Raw genomic sequence first — 21,558 nt, forward strand, 5'->3', positions numbered from 1 at the left:
ATCTCCCTCGATCGTCCGCCGTCCGGCCTGGTCCGGGTGACGGCTGCGAGGAGGGTGCGGGCACGGGTGTCCCGCACTGAACGCCGACTCCGTTGAATGGGAGGGGCGGGTTGAGCGGGGGCGGGCCCCGGGCCAGCATGTCCCGATGGCCCGGTCACCCTCCGGCGAGTCGCTGCTGACCCGCGTCGACCGCATCCTCGCGAGCTTCGGACCCGACAACCCGGTCCGCACCGTCGCCGGGATCGCCCGGACCGCGGAGCTGCCCGTCGCGACCGCGCACCGCCTGGTGAACGAGCTCGTCGAGCTCGGCTACCTCGAACGCACCGCGACGCGGCGGGTGCGCCTGGGCGTGCGGCTGTGGGAGCTGGCCTCCCGCGGCTCGCGCGCGCTCGGCCTGCGCGAGGCGGCGATGCCGGTGATGGAGGACGTGCACGCCGTCATCGGCCACCACACCCAGCTCGCCGTCCGCGACGGCGCCGAGGTGCTCTACCTGGAGCGGCTCTCCACCCGCGGGGGCTCCCGCAACATCGTCCGGGTGGCCGGGCGGCTGCCCGTGCACGCCTGCTCGTCGGGGATCGTGCTGCTCGCACACGCCCCGGTGGCGGAGCAGGAGCAGGTCCTCGCCGGCGCGATGGCCCGCTACACCGCGCACACCCCGACCACCGCGACCGCGCTGCGCCGGCTGCTCGCCGACACCCGTCGCAACGGGTTCGTGCTGGCCGACGCGTTCATCACCGACGGCGCCACCGGCGTGGCCGTGCCCATCCGGGGCCCCGGCGACGACGTGGTGGCCGCGCTCAGCATCGTCGTCCCGTCGGGCTCGGGCAACGCGCCCGCCCAGATCTCCGCCCTGCTCGCGGCGGCCCGCGCCATCTCCCGCGCACTGGGCGCGCACCCCCGGCTCGACGCCGACCTGACCTCGCACTGAGCCGCGCCGGTCCGGCGCCGGCCCGCGGGCGCGTCCTCCCATTCAACGGAGTCGTCGTTCCCGCGGGCCGCTCCCGGCGGTGAACCTCGTCCCCGTCGCGGCAGCCCCGGCCCGGTCCGGGCGGGGACGGCCGCCGCGGCCCGCACGGCGACCGGCGCACCGGGCCGGTCCCGGCGGAGGAGCGCAGGGACGGAGCTGTTCATGAGGCAGGAGAGAACCCGGGCCGGCGTCGTCGCCGGAGCCGCGGGATCGGGACCGGTACGGCCGGGGACGCGCCGGTGATCCGCCACGTCGTGCTGTTCCGCTGGCGCGCCGGGTTCGACCCCGGCGACTGGCTGGAGCGGGTCCGGGCGCTCCCGGAGCGGATCCCACAGCTGCGCAGCCTGGACGCCGGCCCCGACGTACTGGGCGCCGACCGGTCGTGGGACGCCGCGGTCGTCGCCGACTTCGACCGGCTCGACGACGTCGCGGCCTACACCGACCACCCCGCCCACCGGCCGCTGATCGCGATCTCCGGCGCCGGCGCCGAGCAGATCGCCTCGGTCGACTTCGAGATCCCCGACCACCCGGAGGACCAGCCGTGAGCGATGCCCGCATGACCGACAGGACCGTCGTCCTCACCGGCGGGAGCGGGGACCTGGGCCGGGCGACCGCGCGGCTGCTCGCCCGGCACGGCGCCGTCGTCGTGAACCTGGACGGCCGCCGCAACGACGACGGCTGGGACGGCCTGCCCGTCACCGACGTCGTCTGCGACGTCACCTCCGAGTCCGAGGTCGGCGACGCCGTCGCCGGGATCGTCGCCGAGCACGGCGCACCGCACGTGCTGGTCAACGCGGCGGGGATCATCGGCCGTCCGGCGCCGTCGCACGAGTCGACGGTCGAGGAGTTCGACCGGATCTTCGACGTCAACGTCAAGGGCGTCTGGCTCACCACCCGCGCCGTGGTGCCGCACATGGTCGCCGCCGGCCGGGGGAGCATCGTCAACTTCTCCTCGATCCACGGCCTCACCGGCGGGCGCAACGTGCCGCTCTACCACGCCACCAAGGGCGCGGTACGGCTGCTGAGCAAGGCCGACGCCGCGACGTACGGGCCGCACGGGGTGCGGGTCAACTCGCTGCACCCGGGGTCGATGGACACGGCCATGAGCCGGGCCGCCGCGGAGCGCTCCGCGGTCGGGCCGGAGGCCTACTACCGCCAGCTCGTCGCGGGAAACCCGCTGCCCCGCCAGGGACGGCCCGAGGAGATCGCGCACGCCGTCCTCTACCTCGCCTCCGACGACTCGGGCTTCACCACCGGAGCCGAGCTCGTCGTCGACGGCGGCTACACCGCGGTCTGACCGCCCACCCGAGAAGGAGACACCGATGAAGACCTGGACCTGCGACGTACTGGTGATCGGCTCCGGCGCCGCCGGGATCGCGGCCGCCCTGCGCGCCGCGCACGACGGCAACAGCGTGATCGTCGCGGAGAAGGACCGCTACCTGGGCGGCACGACCGCCATCTCGGGCGGCTGGCTGTGGGTGCCCGGCAACGAGCAGGGTGTCCGCGAGGGGGACACCCGCGAGGAGGCCGAGGCCTACATCCGGCACCTGGCCGGCGACTCCTACGACGCCGCCGCCGTCGGGGCGTTCCTCGACACCGTCCCGGAGGCGATGCGCTTCTTCACCGACGAGGCCGGGATCGCGTTCCACTACCCGGAGAAGGCACCCGACTACCAGATGGACGCGCCGGGGGCGAAGGTCTCCGGCCGGGCGGTGACGGTCGGCGCGACCGACGCCCGGATGCTCGGGGAGGACCGGCTGCGGATGCAGCCCTACCTGCAGTCCTACACGGTGTTCGGGTACATGCCCGAGGTCGGGCCCGACATCGCGCAGTTCCTCCGGGCGAACCGGGACCCGGCCGCGTTCCGGCACGCCGCCCGGAAGATCGCCACGACCTGGGTGCAGACCCTGCTGCACCGCCGCGCGCTCGTGCGGACCAACGGCAACGCCCTGATGACGCGGATGGTGGCCGCCGCCCGGGAGGCGGGCATCCGGATGTGGACCTCGAGCCCGGTGACGGAGATCCTCCACGGCCCCGACGGCACGGTGACCGGGGCCCGGCTCTCCGGCGCGCACGCCGGGACGGTGCACGCGCGGCTCGGCGTCGTGGTCGCGTCCGGCGGGTTCTCCGGCGACGCCGACCTGCGCCGCCGGTACTTCCCGCACGACCCCGACGGGGACGACCACACCACACCCACGGTCGGCCACGACGGCGACGCGGTCCGGCTGACCGCCCCGCTCGGCGGGCACGTCGACGACCGGCCCCACCAGCCGGCGTCCTGGGGGCCGGTCACCGTGTTCCGCGGGCTGCGCGGGAACAGGCGCTGGTTCCCGCACCTGCGGGCGTTCGGGCTGCCCGGCCTGATCGCCGTCGACCGCGACGGTGTGCGCTTCGCGAACGAGTCGAGCTCCTACCACGACTTCGGGGTCGAGATGATCCGCAACGACGCGGGCCGCGACGGCACCTACGGCTGGATCGTCGCCGACGACACCGCGATGCGCCGCTACGGGATCGGCTGGGCCAAGCCCTGGCCGTTCCCGCAGGCGCTGTTCCGCCGGGCGGGCTACCTGCACAGCGCCCCGACGGTGGCCGCGCTCGCCGGGAGGATCGGTGTGCCCGCGGCGGCGCTGCAGCGCACCCTCGACGAGTTCAACGCGGGCGCCGCGCGGGGCGAGGACCCCCGCTTCGGACGCGGCTCGAACTGGTTCCACCACTTCAAGGGCGACCTGGAGCACCGCCCGAACCCCAACCTCGCCCCGATCGAGAAGGGCCCGTTCCACGCGGTCCGCATCGAGATGGGGGACCTCGGGACCTACGCCGGTCTGGCGGTCGGCCCCGGCCACGAGGTGCTCGACGACGACGCGCGGCCCGTCCCCGGGCTCTACGCCGTCGGTACCGCCGCCGTGTCGGTGTTCGGCGGGGGATACCCCGGCTACGGGGCCAACATCGGACCCGCGATGGTGTCCGGCTACCGCGTCGGGCGCGACATCGCCGCCCGCGCGGGCGAGCGCGCCCCCCGTGCGGACGCCGGAGCCGTCGCGTTCTGAGGTGACCAGGGTCCCCGCCGCCGCGGGCCGTTCGCCCGCGGTCCGCGACCGGTCCCGCGGCGACCCTGGGGTCGTCAGCGGTGCCGGGACACGGAGGTGGGGCATGGACGTCGCGGGTACCCCGGAGGTGATCGTCGCCGGGGTCGACGGATCGGTCAGCGGGCGTGCCGCGCTGCTGTGGGCCCTCGACGAGGCGGCGCACAGCGGCCGGCGGGTCCGCGCGGTGCGGGTGTGGGACCCGGCGCCGCTGTTCGCGCCGCCCGCGCCGGTGTTCGAGGTGCGGGCCACGGTGCGCGGCGACGAGCAGGCCGTGCTGGAGGACGACCTCGCCTCGGTGACCGTCCCGCAGGGCGTGCGGCTGGAGGGCGAGCTGCTGGAGGGCCCCGTGGTCGACACGCTGGTCACGGCGTCGCGCGGGGCGGCGATGCTGGTGGTCGGCAGCCACGGACACCGGGTGCTGGGCCGGCTCGCGCTCGGGTCGGTCAGCACCGGGTGCACCCGGCGGGCCGACGGCCCGGTCGTGGTGGTGACCCCGCCGCTGGGACGGCGGCGGACCGCCGCCGCGGGGGAGTCGGCGGCGCGCCCGCTGCGCTGACCACGCCCGGCCCCGGGCGACCGGCGCCCCCGGCGGGTCAGCGGTCGGCGCCGGGCAGGCGCGCGCCCGCCAGCATCAGCGCGGTCAGCGCCTCGACCAGGTCGGCACGGGCGGTGTCGAAGCCGTCGCGGATCCACCGCCGGGCGACCTCGCTGACCCCGCCGACCAGGGCGCGCAGCACGAGGCGCCGCTGCGGGTCGCGCCCGTCGCCGGGCACCCCGAGGGTGTCGGCGATGCGCCCGAGCAGCGTCACGAACGTCTCGGTGCGGTCGGTGTGCACGGCCTCGACGCGCTCGCTGACACCCAGCACCTCGAACCACACCACGCGGGCGAGCGCCGGCTGCTCCTGCAGGACCCGGAAGAGCGCGTCGAGCGCGTGGCGGGCGAGGACGCCCAGGTCCCCGTCGAACTCGGGGACCGCGCTCCACACCACCGACTCCAGGTGGTCCACGGCCCGGGTGTACACGGCGACGAGCAGGTCCTCGGTGGTGCCGAACTCCTCGTAGAAGTTGCGCTGCGCGACGTGCGCGGTGGTGCAGATCCGGCGGACGGTCACCCGCCGGTAGCCCTCGGTGCCGAACAGCGCCAGACCGGCGTCGAGGAGGCGGGCCCGCCGCTGCGCGACCCGGTCGGCGGCGGCGACCCCGCCGTAGGTGCGGCCCTCGCTCATGGCCCCATCTCACCAAACGGCCGGGCCGCGGCCCGCACGCGCAGCCGGCTACCGGTACCCGAGCAGGCGGGCCGCGAGGTCGGTCAGGACCTCGGTGGCGCCGCCGCCGATGCCGAGGACGCGGGCGTCGCGGTAGTGGCGCTCGACCTCGGACTCGCGCATGTACCCCGCGCCGCCGTGCAGCTGCACCGCCCGGTCCACCACCCACTCGACGGCCTCGACGGCGGTGTTCTTGGCCATCAGCGCGTCGAGCACGACCTCCGGTGCGGTCGGCGACGAGGCGAGCGACCGCTCCAGTGCCGCCCGGGTGACCGTGCGCGCGGCGTCGGTCCGCCGGTGCATCTCGACCAGCGTGTGCCGCACGACCTGCCGGTCCACCAGCGGACGGCCGAAGGTGGCGCGGTCGCGGACGTGGCGGACCGTGAGGTCCAGCGCCCGCTGCGCGGTCGCGTGCGCCTGCACGGCCAGGCTCAGCCGCTCGCCGACGAAACGCTGCATGACCAGGGCGAAGCCGCCGTTCTCGGGACCGACCAGGTTGGCCGCCGGGACCCGGACGCCGTCGAAGGACAGCTCCGCGGTGTCCGAGCAGTGCCAGCCCATCTTGCGCAGCGGTCCGCGCACGGAGAACCCGGGCGTGCCGCTCTCGACGACGAGCAGGCTGAGCCCGGCGTGGCCGTCGCCGCCGGTGCGCACCAGCGTCGTCACGAAGTCCGCGCGGGTGCCCGAGGTGATGAAGGTCTTCGCCCCGTCGACGACGTAGTGGTCGCCGTCGCGCACGGCCCGGGTGGTCAGCGCGGCCACGTCGCTGCCGCCGCCGGGCTCGGTCACGCCGAGCGAGCCGATCGTCTCCCCGGCGAGGGTCGGGCGCACGAACCGGTCGACCAGGCCGGGGTCGCCGTCGGCGACGATGTGCGGCAGCGCGATGCCGTGGGTGAACAGCGACGCGACGAGCCCGGAGCTGGCACCGGCCCGGATGAGCGCCTCGGTGGTCACGGCGACGTCGACCGCGTCGCCGCCCTGGCCGCCGACCTCCTCGGCGAACCCGATGCCGAGCAGGCCGGCCCGCGCGGCGGTCGCGTGCAGCGCGCGGGGGAGGCGGCCCTCGTCCTCCCACCGGGACAGGTGGGGCACGATCTCGCGTTCGGTGAAGCGGGTGACGGTGTCGCGCAGGGCCCGGCGCTCGGGGGTCTCCCAGACGGTCATGGCGATGATCGTCCCCCGGGCGGCCGGGCCGGGCTCACCCGGCGCCGAGCAGGCGGGCCGCGAGGGCGGCGTAGTGCCCGCCGAGCTCCTGCGGGGTCCAGCGTCCGCCGGGCTCGTACCAGCGGGCCACGTCGATCCCCAGCGAGAGCACCGCGGCGGTCGCCGCCCGCACGTCGGGCACGGTGAACACGCCCGCCGCCGCGCCGCGCCGCACCAGCCCGCGCACGGCCTCCTCGGTCTCGCGGCGCAGGACGAGCACCTCGGCCCGGTGGGCGTCGGTGAGGGCCCCCAGCTCGTACTGGACCACGCGGGCCAGCGTGCGGTGCTCGGCGTGCCAGGCGGTGAAGTCCCGGACCAGCGTCGCGAGCGCCGCCCGGGGGTCGGGGTCGGCGACGGCGGCGAGCACGAGCTCGCGGGCCAGCACGTGCCCGCGGCGGGAGAGGGCGAACAGGACGTCCTCCTTGCCGGCGAAGTGCACGTAGAGGGCGGCCGTGCTCAGGCCCGAGCCCTGGGCGATGTGCTTGATCCCGGTGCCGTGGAAGCCACGCGCGGCGAACGACTCCAGCGCCGCGGCCACGATCCGCCGGCACGTCGGGTGGGGCCACTCCGCCCAGGGGTCGGGGGCCGCGGGGGTCTGCTTGACCGGGTCCGGCACGGCTCGTAGCTTACTGATCGATCAGTAAGTTCGTGCACGACCGTGAGGAACGACGATGCCGCAGGCCCGCGACCTGATCCTGTCCCGGCGGGAGCTGGAGTTCCTCCTGTACGACTGGCTCGACGTCACCGCGCTGACCGCGCGCCCGCGGTTCGCCGCGCACTCCCGCGAGACGTTCGACGCGGTGCTCGAGCTGGCGGCCGACATCGCCACCGAGAAGTTCGCGCCGCACAACAAGCGCAACGACGCCGAGGAGCCCCGCTTCGTCACCACCGACGGGGTCGGCCGCGTGGAGCTGCACGACGAGGTGGCCCCCGCGCTGCGGGCCGCCGCCGAGGCCGGGCTGCTGTCCGCGACCATGGACGAGCAGGCGGGCGGGCTGCAGCTGCCCTACGTCGTCGGCGTCGCCCTGCAGGCCTGGTTCCACGCCGCGAACGTCGGGACCTGGGCCTACGCGATGCTCACCGTGGCGAACGCGAACCTGCTGCTCGCGCACGCCGCGCCCGAGCTGGTCGACGCCTACGTCCCGGCCATGCTGGAGGGGCGCGCGCACGGCACCATGTGCCTGTCCGAGCCGCAGGCGGGGTCCTCGCTGGCCGACATCACCACCCGGGCCGAGCCCGCCCCCGACGGCACCTACCGGGTGACCGGCACGAAGATGTGGATCTCCGGCGGGGACCACGAGCTGGGCGAGAACATCGTCCACCTGGTGCTGGCGAAGGTCCCCGGCGGACCGGCCGGGGTGCGCGGGATCTCGCTGTTCCTGGTCCCGAAGATCCTGCCCGACGGGACCCGCAACGACGTCGCGCTCACCGGGGTCAACCACAAGATGGGCTACCGCGGCACGGTCAACACGCTGCTGAGCTTCGGCGAGTCCGGCGGCGCGGTCGGGCACCTCGTCGGGGCCGAGGGCCGGGGGCTCGCGCTCATGTTCCACATGATGAACGAGGCCCGGGTCGGCGTCGGCGCGGGCGCGGCCGCGCTGGCCTGCACCGGCTACCTCAAGTCCCTCGACTACGCCCGCGGGCGGCCGCAGGGCCGGCCCGCCGGCGCCAAGGACCCGTCCGCGCCGATGGTGCCGATCGTGCGCCACGCCGACGTGCGCCGGATGCTGCTGGCCCAGAAGGCCTACGCCGAGGGCGCGCTGGCCCTGGTGCTCTACTGCGGGCGGCTGGTCGACGAGGAGCGCACCGGGCCCGACCCCGAGGGCGCCCACCTGCTGCTGGAGACCCTGACCCCGATCGCGAAGAGCTGGCCGTCGCAGTGGGGGCTGGAGGCCAACGCGCTCGCCATCCAGGTGCAGGGCGGCTACGGCTACACCCGCGAGTACGACGTCGAGCAGCACTACCGCGACAACCGGCTCAACCCGATCCACGAGGGCACGCACGGCATCCAGGCCGCGGACCTGCTGGGCCGCAAGGTCGTGATGGCCGGCGGCGCCGGGTTCGCCGCGCTCTGCGACCGCGTCCGCGACACCGTCGCACGGGCCGGCGAGGACGGCGGCACCGCCGACGAGGCCGCACAGCTGGGCGCCGCGCTGGACCGGCTCGTCGAGGTGACCGGGCTGCTGCACGACCACCCCGACGTCGAGGCCCGGCTGGCCAACGCCGGCGTCTACCTGGAGGCGGCCGGGCACGTCGTCGTCGCGTGGCTGTGGCTGGACCAGGTGCTCGCCGCGGCCGGACGCGAGGACGACCTCGCCCGCGGCAAGCGCGCGGCCGCCCGCTTCTTCTTCCGCTTCGAGCTGCCGAAGGTCGGGCCCTGGCTGGAGCTGCTGGCGTCGCTGGACCGCACGACGCTGGACACCGACCCGGACTGGCTCTGACCGTTCACCTCGGCCTTCCCGGGGAGTCCGCGACCAGCCACCGGCCGGCCTTCTCGCCCTCCTCGACGAAGTCGGAGCCGATGAAGGTCCGGACCAGGCCCGGGTCGGTGGAGTCGATCGCGCGGTCGGTCAAGACGACGGGGATGTTGGCGCGCCGGGCCTCCTGCAGGACGGTGTCCCAGCCGGTCTCGACGACCGGGCTGAAGGCGATCACGTCGACCTGCTGCTGGATGAAGGACCGGATCGCCTTGATCTGGTTCTCCTGCTTCTGCCGACCGTCGGAGAACTTCAGGTCGATCCCGGCCTCCTTCGCCGAGTCCTGGATCGAGGTGGTGTTGGCGGTGCGCCACCCGCTCTCCGCGCCGACCTGGGCGAAGCCCAGGGTGAGCGTGTCCTGGGCGGCTCCGCCCGCGCCGCTGCCGCCGTCCGAACCGCAGGCGGCGAGGCCCGCGGTGAGGACGAGTGCGGCGGCGGCACCGGCGAGGCGGCGCACGGTGCGGCGCCCGCGGGGCGCCGTCCTGGTGATGGTCGTCGTCGACATCGGGTTCCTCCGGGTGGTGCGCAGCGGTGCGCGGCCTGTCGGGCGGCGAGCAGTTGTTAGCGCGAACACATCGAGCGGTCAAGACGTGCCGTGTGCTCGATGTCCAGGCGAAGGAGCATTGACACGGCCCATGTGAGCGCTAACATCGTCGCCGGTCCGGCCGGTGCCCACGGCTTGCGCGGACCGCCCGGTGGGCGCCGCCGCCCGACGGGCGCGACACGACGACGAGGTGGTGGCCGTGCAGCACTCCAGGTCCGTCCGGGTCCACCGGGCGCACGTCCGCCCGGCCGCAGCCGGCCCGCGGCGCGTCCGGTGACGGGGGCGCGCGCACTCGTCGTCCGGCGGCCCGGCGAGATCGGGGTGGTCGACACCGCAGGCGAGGGTCCCCCGGCCCACGGCGAGGTCCGCGTCGCCGTCGCCTACGCCGGGATCTGCGGGTCCGACCGCGAGATCGTCGCCGGCACCCGCGCCGCGGGCTTCGTCCGCTACCCGGTGGTGCCGGGCCACGAGTGGTCCGGCACCGTCGTCGAGCTCGGCCCGGGGACCGACCCGCGGCTGCTCGGCCGGCGCGTGGTCGGCGAGGGGTTCCGGTTCTGCGGCGCCTGCACGGCGTGCCGGCGCGGCGACACGAACCTGTGCCTGTCCGGCTACGACGAGACGGGCTTCACCCGGCCCGGCGCCTGCGCCGACGAGCTGCGGCTGCCCGCGCGGCTGCTGCACGTGCTCCCCGACGACGCCGACCTGCGCGCCGCCGCCCTCATCGAGCCGGCCGCGTGCATGGCCGAGGCGGTCCTGGCCGCCCGCCCGCGGCCGGGGGAGCGGGTCGCCGTCGTCGGCGGCGGCACCCTCGGGCTGCTCGCCGTGCAGCTGCTGGCCGCCCACAGCCCGGCCGAGCTGCTCGTCGTCGACCCGCGACCGCGTCCCGAGGCACTGGCCTGCGGGGCGGGCGAGGTCCGCACGCCGGCGGCCGCGCGGTCCGGCGCCGGACGCTTCGACCTGGTGCTGGAGGCCGCGGGCGCCCGGGGGACCGGCCGGCTCGCGGTGTCGCTCGCCCGCCGCGGCGGGCGGGTCGTGCTGACCGGGCTGTTCGGCGGCGCCGACGACGACCTGCCACCCGCCGAGCTGGTGTCGGCGGCCGTCACCGTGCACACCGTGTTCGGGGCGCCGTCGCGGGCCTGGACGGAGGCGGTGTCGGCGTTCGTCGACGGCCGGCTGCGCCCGCTCGCGCTGGTCAGCGACGTGCACGTGCTCGAGGACGCCCGCGGGCTGCTCACCCCCGACGCGCCGGTGCCCGGCGGCAAGGTGCTGCTGCACCCCTGACCGGTCAGGCCGCCCCGACGACGTCGAAGCCGGTCGTGACGAGCCCGTCGCCGGCGGCACGCTGGACGTGCGGCGCCGAGACCGCGATCGCGGTGACCCCGGGCAGCGGGGTGGCGGCCGCGCGCAGCGCCCGCGCCGCCGTCCGCAGGATCGCCGCGGCCCGCGCGGGCGGGCCGGCCGGCGAGCGCACCACCGACAGGCAGACCCGCTGGCGGGCGCCCCCGGGCGGGCGCGACCAGGTCAGGACGAGCACGTCGGCGTCGGGCCGCGCGGTGACGTCGTAGGACCCGCCGATCCCGGGCAGGGCGACGACGGTCTCGAAGGTGATGCCGAGCGCGGCGAGGTCCGGGTCGGCGGCGAGGAGCAGCAGGACCGCGTCGCGGGCGCGCTCGGCCGGGTCCGGCGTCATGGGACACGCTCCGGCGGTGGTGTCGTGCGGCCGCCGGGTCGCGACCGCTGCGTCCACGACGCTAGGCCCCGCCGCCCCAGCGGCCGGCCAGCCCCGGGCAAGCGGTGGGTAAACGAGGCGTCCGCGCGGCGCACCCGGACCGGCTCAGCGGGCCGCCGCGACCAGGTCCGGATGATGCAGCGCGGCCACGTCGGGATGGGCGCGCAGCCGTGCCTTCAGCAGGTTGTCGCCGAACGTCGCGCTGATCGGGTTGGCCGGGTCGTCGGTCACCCCGCGCGCCCGCGCGGCCAGCTCCGGCGGCAGCGTGATGCGGGGGACGGTGGAGCCCAGCGCCGGGTTGAAGAAGAACGGGACCGACAGCCGCGTCTCGCCCTCGGGCGGGGACACCACCCGGTGCACGGTCGCGCGCAGGTAGCCGTCGGTGGCGTACTCCAGCAGCTCCCCGATGTTGACGACGAACGCGCCGGGCACCGGGGGCGCGTCGATCCAGCCGTCGCCGTGACGGACCTGCAGGCCGCCGCGGCCCGGCTCGACCATCAGCAGGGTCAGCACCCCGGGGTCGGAGTGCGCGCCGACGCCCTGCCCGCGCTCGTCGCGGCCCGGGTAGCGGATGAGCTTGATCAGGGTGGAGGGCCGGTCGCCGAAGGCGGAGTCGAACACGTCGGCGGGTGCGCCCAGCGCGACCGCCCAGGCCCGCACCAGGCGCCGCGCGACCGTGGTGCAGCGGCGCTCCCAGTCGGTGAAGACCTCCCGCAGCGACGGCTGCGCGGCGGGCCAGAGGTTCGGCCCCTCCAGGCGCAGCCAGCCGGGGCCGTCCGGGGCGTCGACCCGGTCGCGCTCCGCCCCGATGTCGATCTGCTCGCGCCAGTCCACCGCGCCCTGCGTCAGCTCCCCGCCGGTCCGGGTCCAGCCGCGGAACTGCGGGCTGCGCAGCATCTCCACGGCCCGCTTGTCGGCCTCGGGCAGGGCGAAGAACCGGCGCGCCTCGGCGAGGGCCGCGTCGCTGACCGCGTCCGGGATCCCGTGGCCGACCAGGTGGAAGAACCCGATCTCGTGGGTGGCGGCGAGCAGGTCGGCGCGGAACGCACGGGCCGCGTCCGGGCCCGCGTCGAGCCGGGACAGGTCCAGGACGGGCAGCCGGTCGGTCACGGGGTCCATCCTGCGCGCGGGACGGGCACGGGGCGACCCCCGGCCGGGTGGCCGGGGGCCGGCGCCGTCAGGCGTGCACGTCCGACGGGTGCGTGGCCAGCGGGGTCACCGTCATCGTCATGTACGGGAACAGCGGCAGGCCCCAGAGGATCTCGTGGAGCTGCTCGTTGTCCCGCACCTCGAAGATCGACAGGTTCGCGTACTCGCCGACGCAGCGCCAGATGCTCACCCACTCCCCGGAGCGCTGCCACTGCTGCGACCAGGCCTTCTCCCGGGCCAGCAGGTCGGCCCGGGCGTCGGCGTCCATGTCGGCGGGCAGGTCGACCTCCATCCGGACGGCGAAGCGCGCCATCAGGCGGGGTCCAGCGCGAAGTCGTAGGTGACCTCGTTGCCGGTGCCGCTCGCGGCCGGGCCGGGACGCAGGATCAGCTCGGGCTTCACGGCCTGGGCGACGTCGTCGCCGACGTAGTCGCCGCCGTCGAAGTACAGCTGGGTGGTGACCAGGTCCTTGCCCGGCGCGGACACCTTGAGGTGCAGGTGCGCGGGCCGCCACGGGTGCCAGCCGGCCGCGGAGATGAACGCGCCGGTCGAGCCGTCGGTCGGGATCTGGTACGGCGCGGGCTGCATCGTGTGGAAGGCGAAGTGCCCGTCGGCGCCGGTGCGGATGACCGCGCGCAGGTTCCACTCCGGGATGCCGGGGGCGAACTGGGAGTAGAAGCCGTCGTCGTCGGCGTGCCAGAGGTCGACCGTCGCGCCCTCGACCGGGGTCCCGTCGAGGTCGGTGACGGTGCCCTGGAACAGCAGCGGGGTGCCCTTCTCGCCGTCCCGCATCGGGACGGTGGTCTCGGAGTCGAACTCGGGCGCGCCGGGCACGTAGTAGGGCCCCTCGATGGTGCCGACGGCGCCCTTGCGGTCGGCGTTGGCGACCTCCTCGACGACGTGCTCGACGAACACGTCGAGGAACAGCGGCCACTCGCCGTCGGCGCCGACCTGGATCAGCCACGCCTTGAGCGCGTCGTACTCGGCGTAGGTCACCTGGTGGCGGCGGACGACGTCGTGCAGGGCGGCCAGGGTGTCGGTGGCGATCGCGGACACGCGGGCGGGGTCGACGGCGCCGCCCGAGCGCTCCTTCTTCGCGAACGTCGCGGTGGCGTTCGCGCCGGAGCCGGCGGCGGTGGCGGTGGCGGTCTCGGTCATGGCGGTTCCTTCGTGGTGTGGTGGTGGCCCGGGTGGATGGTCAGGTGTCGGTGCGGTAGCGGGCGAGCTTGTCCGGGTCGACGTCCACGCCGAGCCCGGGCCCGGTGGGGACGCGCAGCTCCCCGCCGGTGATGCGCAGCGGCTCGGTGAGCAGGTCGTCGGCCATGTCCAGGTAGTTCGACAGCTCCCCGGCGCGGCGGCTGGTGTGCCGGTGCGCGGCGCCGAACGCGACCGTGCAGGCCGTGCCGAGCTGGCCGTCGATCTGGTTGCCCATGACGACCTCGGTGCCGAGGCCCTCGCACAGGTGCAGCACCCGCTGCGAGCCGGTGAACCCGGTCCGCGCGGTCTTGATGCTGATCATGGTCGCGGCGCCGTCGAGCAGCTCGCGGGTCACCTCGCCGGGGCGGGTGGCGGACTCGTCGGCGACGGTCGGGACGCTCGTGCGGGCGGTGAGCCAGCGCCGTCCGAGGACCTGGTCGGCGGGCATGAGCTCCTCGGACAGGGTCAGCCCGAGGTCGGCCATCTCGTCCAGCGCGCGGGCGGCCTCGGGTGCGGTCCAGCCGCGGTTGCCGTCGACGTAGAGCTCGACGTCGGGGCCCAGCGCCTCGCGCAGCGCCCGGCACGCGCCGGTGTCGAGCGAGACGGGGCGGCGGCCGACCTTGACCTTGAAGGTGGTGACGCCGTGCTCGTCGCGCATGCGCTGCGCCTCGGCGACCATGACGTCGTCGGGGGCGAAGCCGACCATGTGCGACACCCGCATCCGGTCGGTGTACCCGCCGAGCAGCTCCGAGACGCCGACGCCGAGGCGGCGCCCGATGACGTCCCAGACCGCCATGTCCAGTGCCGCCTTCGCGGTCGGGTTGCCGACGGTCCGGTCCAGCACCGCGTGCAGGCGCTCGCGCTCGAACACGCTGAGCCCCACGACCTCCGGCGCGAACACGGTGTCGATCACGGTGCGGATCGAGGCCTGGGTCTCGCCGTAGGTGTAGGGGCGCGGCGGTGCCTCCGCGACGCCGACGACGCCGTCCTCGGCGTGCACCCGCACGAGCACGTGGTCGGCGGTGTGCACCTCGCCCGAGGCGAACCGCAGCGGCTTGCGGTACGGCACGGCGAACGGGATCGCCTCGACGGCGACGATCTTCACTGCGGTCCTCCGGATACGGTGGCGGGACGGGGGTCCAGCTCGGCGGCGCGGTCGGCGAGCACGGCGAGCAGGCGGTGCAGGGCGGGGGAGTCGTCGTGGGCGCGCCAGGCCAGCGCGAGGTCGACCGGCAGCACCCGGTCGAGGTCGGCGTAGACGACGCCCTCGGTCCCCAGCGCGCGCACCGACTCCGGCAGCAGCGCGACGCCCGCGCCGGCGGCGACGTGGGTGAGCAGGATCGGGGTGTCGCGGGCCTCGGCGCGGCGGCGCGGCAGGAACCCGGCGTCCAGGCAGCCCTGCACGGCGACCGAGTCCACCACCGAGCCCGGGGCGCCGTAGGCGACGAAGTCGTCGTGGCGCAGCTCGGCGAGGGTGATGGTCGCGGCCTCGGCGAGGCGGTGCCCCGCGGGCAGCGCCGCGATCAGCCGCTCCCGCGCGACCGGGCGGGTCGCGAGGTCCGGGCGCACCACCGGCGGGCGCAGCACGGCGAGGTCGATGCGGCGCTCGTCGAGCGCGTCCTCCTGGGCGGCGGTGAGCAGGCCGGGCCGGAAGCGCAGGGTGACCCCCGGCATCCGGCGCCCGGCGACCCGGGCCATCCGGGGCAGCAGCCGGTACGCGGCCAGGTCGGTCGCGCCGATCGTCACCACGCCCTCGGTGCCGGCGGCGACCTGCTCGACCCGGCGCCGCGCGTCCTCGACGCCGGCGAGGATGCGGCGGGCGTCCTCCAGCAGCGACGCCCCGGCCGGCGTCAGGTCCACGCGGCGGGTGGTGCGCTCGAACAGCGTCGCACCGACCTGGTTCTCCAGCTGGCGGATCGCCTGGGACAGCGGCGACTGGGCCATGTGCAGCCGCTCGGCCGCCCGGCCGAAGTGCCGGGTCTCGGCGACCGCGACGAAGTAGCGCAGCTGTCGCAGGTCCATGTCGTCACCTCCCTCGTCGTCCGGTGCTTCCCACGGTAGATCGCGAACCTTGTAGGGACAAAGACCGGATCGAGTCCGATCCGGATGCCTGGTAGCTGAATGCGGCTCAGGCAGGGACGGGCCGGGTGTCGGCCCGCGCGTCGACGCCGTGGATCCAGCCCAGCCACGGGTCGAGGCCGGCCAGGCGCTCGTCGCGGGCCGTGGCCGCGGGGCCCTCGGGCAGGTGCAGCAGGTCGCTGGTGACCAGCGAGCTGCGCTGGATCTGGCGGGTGCGCGCGCGGCGCAGCCGCTGGTAGCGGTCGAACGCCCCGGCGTGACCGCCGTCGAGCGCCCCCGGGCGGGCCAGCAGGTCGGCGAGCACGACGGCGTCCTCGATGGACTGGTTCGCGCCCTGGCCGTGGTGCGGGAGCATCGTGTGCGCGGCGTCGCCGAGCAGCACGATCCGGCCGTCGGCCCAGCGCGACAGCGGCGGCAGCGTGTAGAGCGGCCAGTGCGGGGACTGCGGGACCGCGGTCAGCATCTGCACGACGCCCGGTGCCCACCCGGCGAAGGCCCGTTCCAGGGTGCCGGGGTCGGTCTCGGTCGGCCCGGCACCGCCGGGCCACGGGGTCGGCCCCTCCAGGACGGCGAAGAAGTTGACCGCCTCGGCCCGGGCGCCGATCGCGTAGTGCAGCACGTGCGCGTCCGGACCCATCCAGAACTGGATGGCGCCGGGGTCGGGCAGCAGCGGCATGTCGGCGACGTCGACGATCCCGCGGAAGGCCGACGTGCCGGTGTAGACCGGGCGCGCGTCGGGCGCGACCCGGGACCGCACGCGCGAGTGCACGCCGTCCGCGCCGACGACCACCGAGCCGTGCACCCGCTCGCCCGAGGCGAGCGTGACGGTGGCCCCGTCGGCGCCGGACTCGACGTCCACGACCTCGCTCGCGAGGCGGATCATGCCCTCCGGGCAGGCGCAGGCGAGGACCCGCTGGAACTCGGCGCGGTGGATGCCCAGGTAGGGGGCGCCGAAGCGGCGGCGGTAGCTGCCGTCGATCCCGACCGGGAACGCGGTGACCCGCCGCCCGTCGCGCCAGTCCCGGTGGATCAGCTCGGTGGGCTGGGCGGAGACCTCCTCCAGCTCGCCGAGCAGGCCCAGCTCGTCCATGAAGCGCAGCCCGTTCGCCGACAGCGCCACCGCGGCGCCGACCTCGCGGAGCTCCCCGGCCCGTTCCAGGACCGTCACCCCGACACCGCGCGCCTGCAGGGACAGCGCCAGGGTCAGGCCCCCGATCCCGGCACCCACGATCGTCACTGATCCGTTCACACTCGGAGCCTGGCACACATTCCGGGCCGTGATTCCTCTGCGAATCGTCTGGATCAGGACCGCTTTCGGCACGAGCCCGCAGCACCCTTCTCCCGGCCGCCGGGCTCGGCCACGATCGTCGCGTCCCCCCGCAGAGCTCGACGAGGAGTGATCGATGTCCGAGACGTTCGTGCTGGTGACCGGCGCATGGCACGGGGGCTGGGCCTGGCGCCCGGTCGCCGAGCGACTGCGTGCGGCGGGCCACCGCGTGCTGACCCCGACCCTGCCCGGGCTGCACGACGGCGACGACCCCACCCGCCACCACCTGTCCGACACCGTGGACGCGGTCGTCGACCTGATCGAGTCCCACGACCTGACCGACGTGACGCTGGTCGGGCACAGCTGGGGCGGCTACGTCATCACCGGCGCGGCGCACCGCGTCGCGTCGCGGCTGCGCAAGCTCGTGTACTGGAGCGCGTTCGTGCCCGCGGCGGGCCGTTCGCTCAACGACGAGGTCCCGCCGCCGTACCAGGAGCTGTTCGCCGCGCAGGCCGCCGCGTCCGGGAACAACTCGGTCGTGCTGCCGTTCGAGGTCTGGCAGCAGGCGTTCATGAACGACGCCGACGAGCCCGTCCAGCGCCTGGTGCACGAGCTGCTCGTGCCGCACCCGATGCAGTACTTCACCGAGACCGTCGAACCCATCGACCCGGCGACGCTCGGCGTGCCGGTCGCCTACGTGCTCTCGGCCGACGACGTCGCGCTCCCGCCGGGGGAGTACGGCTGGGACCGCTTCGCCGCGCGCCTCGGGGTCACCCCGGTGAGCGCGCCGGGCAGCCACGAGGGCTGCTTCACCGCCCCCGACGGGCTCGCCGAGGCCCTGCTCAAGGCCTGAGCGTCCGCTCCCCACCACCACGGACGGCCCCCTCGACGCGGATCGCGACGAGGGGGCCGTCCGGCGTGCGGTGCGTGCTCAGCCGGTGGGGGACTCCTGCGCGCCGTCGCCGGGCGCCGGGTCCTGACCGGGCTGGTTCGGCGGGAACCGCAGCGGCGGCAGCCCCTGCAGCGGCGGCTGCGGGAGGTTGCCCACCTCGGCCGGGACCGGGGCGTCCTGCAGCGGGTTGCCGACCGGCGCCAGCGGGTCGGCCGGCGCGAACGTGTCCGGGGTCGCCAGCCCGCCGGAGTCGGTGCCGTCGAAGGACTCCGTGCGGTCGCAGCCGTCGAGCATGACGGTCAGCGGGCCGTCGGTGTGCACGTCGAGCCGGGCGTCGCAGCCCACCCCGGCGCGCTCCGGGTCCACCGTCACGGCGCCGACCCCGGCCGAGCGGATCTCCAGCACGTCCTGCGCGTCGGCGTCCACCGGCGCGTCGAGGTGGCGGAACTCCCGCAGGTAGGGGTTGACCGGCGAGAACGTGCCCTCGGTCTGCCCGACCTCCCGCTGCGACGGCGGCACCGGCGCGTCCGCCCTGCCCTGCCCGCGGGTGACCACGTCGACCGCGCCGAGGCGCTGCGGGTCGCGGGTCGTGATGCCCGAGAGCCAGTAGGCGTGGTCGGCGACCAGCCCGGATCCGGGGTCGTCCATCAGCGGGTTGCGCACGAAGGTGACGTGCTGCGGGTCGACCGCGCGGTGGCCGTCGGCCAGGTGGTCCAGCGCCAGGTCCCACATGCCGTTCTTGCACATCACCAGGTGCTCGGCGGCGAGCCCGACGTGGCTGACGAACTCGTAGTCGTAGTCGCCCGTGGCGTAGGCGTCGGCGCGCTCGCGGGTGATCGTGTACGGGATGAAGTCGTCGTTGACCCCGGCCCACTCGATCACCGGCTGGTTGCGCCGGCTCGGCAGCAGCGCCGAGATCTTCGACCCGGGCTCGTGCCGGGTCAGCGAGTCGACGCCCGCGGTCTCGGAGACCTCGTCGGCGACCCCGTTCAGGCCGGGGAACGACGGCGCCACGTTCAGGCCGTCGCAGATGAAGGCCGCGGAGAACACGTCGGGGAAGCTCAGCGACAGCTTGTTCGCCGTGTAGGCGCCGGAGGAGAACCCGCCCATCGAGGTGCGCTCGGTGTCGAGGTCGTAGTGCCGGCGCGCGTCGGCCAGCGCCTCGAACACGCTCGCGCCGCCCTGGCCGTAGCCCCAGTTGTCGGCGCCGCGGAAGTCGACGTCGATCACCATGGTGGGGTCGCCCGCGCGGTCGGCGAAGGCACGGTAGAGGTCGCGGTCGCCCGCGACGTCGTCGCCGGGACGCAGCGCGTAGCCCTGGGTCCAGACCATCGACGCGTAGCCGTGCTCGGGCGCGGGGGCCTCGGGCACGTAGACCATGTAGCGCTGCATGCGCCCGGCCAGGTCGGGGACGCAGTCGTCGCGGCACGGGTAGCCGAAGGACAGGCTGGGCCGCTGGTCGCCCGAGCCGTCGCCGGAGCCGGTCGCGATGCCGCCCTGCTGGGTGCCGGTGCCCGGGGCGGGGCCGCCCGGGTCCGAGGGCAGCCGCCGTCCCTGCTCGGACTCGAAGTGCGAGGCGAACACGCGGGTCATGTAGCCGCTGGTGGGCACGCCGGACTCGTCGTCGGCGCCGGCCGCGAGCCTGCCGAAGTCGACGTCGGCGAAGAACTCGCCGATGTCGCCGTTCGCGATCGCGCGCTTCTGGTCGTTGTCGCGGTACGGCGCCTCGAACGGCTCGTGGAAGCGGAACGCGACGTCGAAGAACGCCGACGGTGTCGGGTCGCCGAGCACGGCGCCGCCGGGGTGGGTCTCGTCGGCGGTGGCCTGCGGGACGAGGTAGGCGCCGGCGTCGCGGTCCCACAGCCCGGCCGCGGCGGCGACGCGCCGGGTGCCGGTGCCCGGGTCCCACGCGGCGTGCGGGACGAGGATCTCGACCTGGCGCCGTTCGACGTCGACGTGCACCCGCGGCGCGTCCGGCAGCGTCGCGCCGGTGGCGGCGTCGGTGACGTCGCCCTCGGAGCCGTGCACGGTCACGAACCGGTCCGCGGGCAGCACGGTGTTCGCGCCGTGCGGGGCCTCGCGCGGGACGTCCGAGTCGCCGAGCGCCAGGGTCAGCCCCAGCAGCTCCGGGTCGGTCATCGTGTTCATGGTGACCCGGAACGCCGTCGCGTCGCCCTCGGGCCGCATCCGGACCTCGAGGATGTCCGCGGCGTTGCGCCGGTAGGCCGGGTCCTCGGGGTAGGTGTAGCCGCGCAGCAGGGTGTCGTTGGGCCAGCGGTACTGGTTGCCGCCGCCCTCGTCGTCGTAGACGCAGCCCTGGTGCACGTACTCGCCGTGCCGGTACGCGCTGGTCATGCAGATGCCGACGGGGTCGGCGGACCAGATGCCGGTGTTCTCGAGCTGGGGGGCGTCGGCGGCGGGGGCGCGCAGCAGGTCGGGACCAGCGGTGTCGGCGTGGCCCGGCGGGGCGGCCAGCGCGGAGCCGGCGCCGACGGCGGCGCCGGCCAGCAGCCCGGCGACGAGGAGCGCGACGCCGGCTCGTGTCGTCTTCTTCATGGGGAGCCTTCCACCGGCGCCGTCCGGTCACGCGTCGCTGCGTGACAGGGATCGGACGACCCGTCGGTGATCACCACAACGGCCCGGGCGTGGCCCGGTGACGTGCGACGACGAGCTTTCGTTACTCCGAATGGACTAAGACTCTGGGCGTCTGTGTCCGGGCCCGCCGGTGCCGGCGGTCCGGGGCACCAGCACCGGCACGAGCCGCACCAGCACCACCATCGCGACCAGCTCGACGAGGGTCTGGGTGACCACCGCGAGCGGCGCGAGCGCGAGCGCCCCGGGCAGGGCGAGTGCGAGCGGCAGCACCACCAGCGAGTTGCGCGTCGCGACCGAGAGGACCACCGCGCGGGCCGCGGCGACGTCGAGCCGCGCCGCCCGCGCCGCGGCCAGCCCGACCGCCACGGCCGCGACGACGAACACGACGTAGAGCGGGACCACCCGGAGCAGGGCGGTGACCCGCGACCCGACCGCCGCGATCTGCGACCCGACGACCACCGCCAGCGTCGCCACCATCAGCGGGACCATCGCCCCGGCCGTGACGCGCCCGGCCGCGACACCGGCCCGGTGCCGGCGCGCCGAGGCCTGCACCAGCGCGGCCGCGGCCAGCGGGAGCACGATCAGCACGACGAACGCCTCGGCGAACGGCCACGGGTCGATCACGGCGAGGGCGCCGGGCCCGGCGAGCAGGTACAGGTAGCCGGGCAGCAGCAGCACCTGCACGGCCATCAGCGCCGGTGCCGCCGCGAGCAGCCGTTCCTGCGCGCCGCCGGCGAGCCCGGTGAAGACGATGACGTAGTCGATGCAGGGGGTCAGCAGCACCAGCAGCACGCCGAGCAGCAGGCCCCGGTCGTCGGCGACGAGTCGCGACAGCGCGGCCACGACCAGCGGGAGCAGCACGAAGTTCGCGACCAGCACGGTCACCAGGAACCGCCCGTCGGTCAGCGCCCGCCCGGCCCCGGCCAGCGGGACCCCGAGGAACGTCGCGAACAGCAGCAGGGCCAGCACCGGGGTGATCGCCGACGCCAGCGCGGGGGCGAGCCCCGGCGCGCCGAGGCCGAGCGCGGCGCCCGCGGCGATCGCGGACAGGTACAGGGCGATCTGGTGGCGGTCCCACCAGGCGACGAGCGCGGGCATCGGGGAGCGC

Annotated in this window: 20 protein-coding genes and 1 pseudogene; 8 read left to right on the plus strand and 13 right to left on the minus strand. The window is 75.5% G+C overall.

Going from position 1 to position 21,558, the window contains the following annotated elements:
• The first annotated feature begins 145 nt into the window (after positions 1-145).
• The 5 genes from WJX68_RS11165 to WJX68_RS11185 all read left to right on the plus strand — a co-directional run bounded on the left by WJX68_RS11165 (position 146) and on the right by WJX68_RS11185 (position 4,609).
• Positions 146-928, plus strand: coding sequence for an IclR family transcriptional regulator (locus WJX68_RS11165; protein ID WP_340289198.1), 783 nt, complete (start codon positions 146-148; stop codon positions 926-928).
• Positions 929-1,206: 278 nt separating this feature from the next.
• Positions 1,207-1,512, plus strand: a complete 306-nt coding sequence (locus WJX68_RS11170) for a Dabb family protein (protein ID WP_340289201.1) — start codon at positions 1,207-1,209, stop codon at positions 1,510-1,512.
• An 11-nt stretch (positions 1,513-1,523) separates the two neighbouring features.
• A complete protein-coding gene (locus WJX68_RS11175) occupies positions 1,524-2,264 on the plus strand; it encodes an SDR family NAD(P)-dependent oxidoreductase (protein ID WP_340289204.1) in 741 nt (246 codons plus the stop codon).
• 25 nt (positions 2,265-2,289) lie between these two features.
• Positions 2,290-4,014 (plus strand): 4-oxocyclohex-2-ene-1-carboxylate 5-dehydrogenase, encoded by a 1,725-nt coding sequence (gene chcC2, locus WJX68_RS11180; RefSeq protein ID WP_340289206.1) that lies wholly within the window; start codon positions 2,290-2,292, stop codon positions 4,012-4,014.
• A gap of 103 nt (positions 4,015-4,117) precedes the next feature.
• Positions 4,118-4,609 carry a universal stress protein gene (locus WJX68_RS11185; RefSeq protein WP_340289209.1) on the plus strand — a complete coding sequence of 164 codons (492 nt, stop codon included), beginning with the start codon at positions 4,118-4,120 and terminating at the stop codon, positions 4,607-4,609.
• Between the two features lie 37 nt (positions 4,610-4,646).
• On the opposite strand, the gene WJX68_RS11190 is transcribed toward WJX68_RS11185, so the two are convergent.
• Genes WJX68_RS11190 through WJX68_RS11200 form a run of 3 tightly spaced genes read right to left on the minus strand, consistent with a single transcriptional unit; the run spans position 4,647 to position 7,137 of the window.
• Positions 4,647-5,279, minus strand: a complete 633-nt coding sequence (locus WJX68_RS11190; protein ID WP_340289212.1) for a TetR/AcrR family transcriptional regulator — start codon at positions 5,277-5,279, stop codon at positions 4,647-4,649.
• A 48-nt stretch (positions 5,280-5,327) separates the two neighbouring features.
• Positions 5,328-6,482, minus strand: coding sequence for an acyl-CoA dehydrogenase family protein (locus tag WJX68_RS11195; RefSeq protein WP_340289215.1), 1,155 nt, complete (start codon positions 6,480-6,482; stop codon positions 5,328-5,330).
• A 34-nt stretch (positions 6,483-6,516) separates the two neighbouring features.
• Positions 6,517-7,137, minus strand: coding sequence for a TetR/AcrR family transcriptional regulator (locus WJX68_RS11200; RefSeq protein WP_340289218.1), 621 nt, complete (start codon positions 7,135-7,137; stop codon positions 6,517-6,519).
• A 55-nt stretch (positions 7,138-7,192) separates the two neighbouring features.
• Here WJX68_RS11200 and WJX68_RS11205 point away from each other — a divergent pair, with 55 nt between their 5' ends.
• On the plus strand, positions 7,193-8,962 hold the full coding sequence (locus WJX68_RS11205) for an acyl-CoA dehydrogenase (RefSeq protein WP_340289221.1): 1,770 nt from the start codon (positions 7,193-7,195) through the stop codon (positions 8,960-8,962).
• A gap of 25 nt (positions 8,963-8,987) precedes the next feature.
• On the opposite strand, the pseudogene WJX68_RS11210 reads toward WJX68_RS11205, so the two are convergent.
• Positions 8,988-9,503 (minus strand): annotated as a pseudogene (locus tag WJX68_RS11210) (substrate-binding domain-containing protein); the annotation flags it as partial.
• 360 nt (positions 9,504-9,863) lie between these two features.
• Between WJX68_RS11210 and WJX68_RS11215 the strand changes: the two are divergent.
• Positions 9,864-10,823 (plus strand): zinc-dependent alcohol dehydrogenase, encoded by a 960-nt coding sequence (locus WJX68_RS11215; protein ID WP_340289224.1) that lies wholly within the window; start codon positions 9,864-9,866, stop codon positions 10,821-10,823.
• Positions 10,824-10,827: 4 nt separating this feature from the next.
• Here the strand turns inward: WJX68_RS11215 and WJX68_RS11220 are convergent, their stop codons facing one another.
• From WJX68_RS11220 to WJX68_RS11250, 7 genes are all read right to left on the minus strand, one after another.
• Positions 10,828-11,232, minus strand: a complete 405-nt coding sequence (locus WJX68_RS11220) for a hypothetical protein (RefSeq protein WP_340289227.1) — start codon at positions 11,230-11,232, stop codon at positions 10,828-10,830.
• Positions 11,233-11,376: 144 nt separating this feature from the next.
• Entirely contained in the window at positions 11,377-12,390 is a 1,014-nt protein-coding gene (locus tag WJX68_RS11225; RefSeq protein WP_340289230.1) for an isopenicillin N synthase family dioxygenase, read from the minus strand.
• 58 nt (positions 12,391-12,448) lie between these two features.
• Entirely contained in the window at positions 12,449-12,733 is a 285-nt protein-coding gene (locus WJX68_RS11230) for a muconolactone Delta-isomerase family protein (protein ID WP_340289233.1), read from the minus strand.
• Entirely contained in the window at positions 12,733-13,578 is an 846-nt protein-coding gene (catA, locus tag WJX68_RS11235; protein WP_340289236.1) for a catechol 1,2-dioxygenase, read from the minus strand. Before catA ends, WJX68_RS11230 begins: the two co-directional genes overlap by 1 nt.
• 40 nt (positions 13,579-13,618) lie before the next feature.
• The gene (locus tag WJX68_RS11240) at positions 13,619-14,722 is read right to left on the minus strand and encodes a mandelate racemase/muconate lactonizing enzyme family protein (protein WP_340289239.1); all 1,104 of its coding nucleotides are present in this window, start codon (positions 14,720-14,722) and stop codon (positions 13,619-13,621) included.
• Positions 14,719-15,639 (minus strand): LysR substrate-binding domain-containing protein, encoded by a 921-nt coding sequence (locus tag WJX68_RS11245; protein ID WP_340289242.1) that lies wholly within the window; start codon positions 15,637-15,639, stop codon positions 14,719-14,721. The genes WJX68_RS11240 and WJX68_RS11245 overlap by 4 nt, the downstream gene beginning before the upstream one ends.
• 106 nt (positions 15,640-15,745) lie before the next feature.
• Positions 15,746-16,945 carry an FAD-dependent monooxygenase gene (locus WJX68_RS11250; protein WP_340289245.1) on the minus strand — a complete coding sequence of 400 codons (1,200 nt, stop codon included), beginning with the start codon at positions 16,943-16,945 and terminating at the stop codon, positions 15,746-15,748.
• Positions 16,946-17,099: 154 nt separating this feature from the next.
• On the opposite strand from WJX68_RS11250, the gene WJX68_RS11255 reads away from it, so the two are divergent.
• The gene (locus WJX68_RS11255) at positions 17,100-17,816 is read left to right on the plus strand and encodes an alpha/beta fold hydrolase (RefSeq protein ID WP_340289248.1); all 717 of its coding nucleotides are present in this window, start codon (positions 17,100-17,102) and stop codon (positions 17,814-17,816) included.
• A 78-nt stretch (positions 17,817-17,894) separates the two neighbouring features.
• Here WJX68_RS11255 and WJX68_RS11260 read toward each other — a convergent pair whose 3' ends face one another.
• A complete protein-coding gene (locus WJX68_RS11260) occupies positions 17,895-20,411 on the minus strand; it encodes a hypothetical protein (protein ID WP_340289251.1) in 2,517 nt (838 codons plus the stop codon).
• Positions 20,412-20,546: 135 nt separating this feature from the next.
• Entirely contained in the window at positions 20,547-21,548 is a 1,002-nt protein-coding gene (locus tag WJX68_RS11265) for an arsenic resistance protein (RefSeq protein WP_340289254.1), read from the minus strand.
• Positions 21,549-21,558 lie beyond the last annotated feature (10 nt).

This window comes from Pseudonocardia spirodelae, from assembly GCF_037727765.1.
Classification (GTDB): Bacteria; Actinomycetota; Actinomycetes; order Mycobacteriales; family Pseudonocardiaceae; genus Pseudonocardia; species Pseudonocardia spirodelae.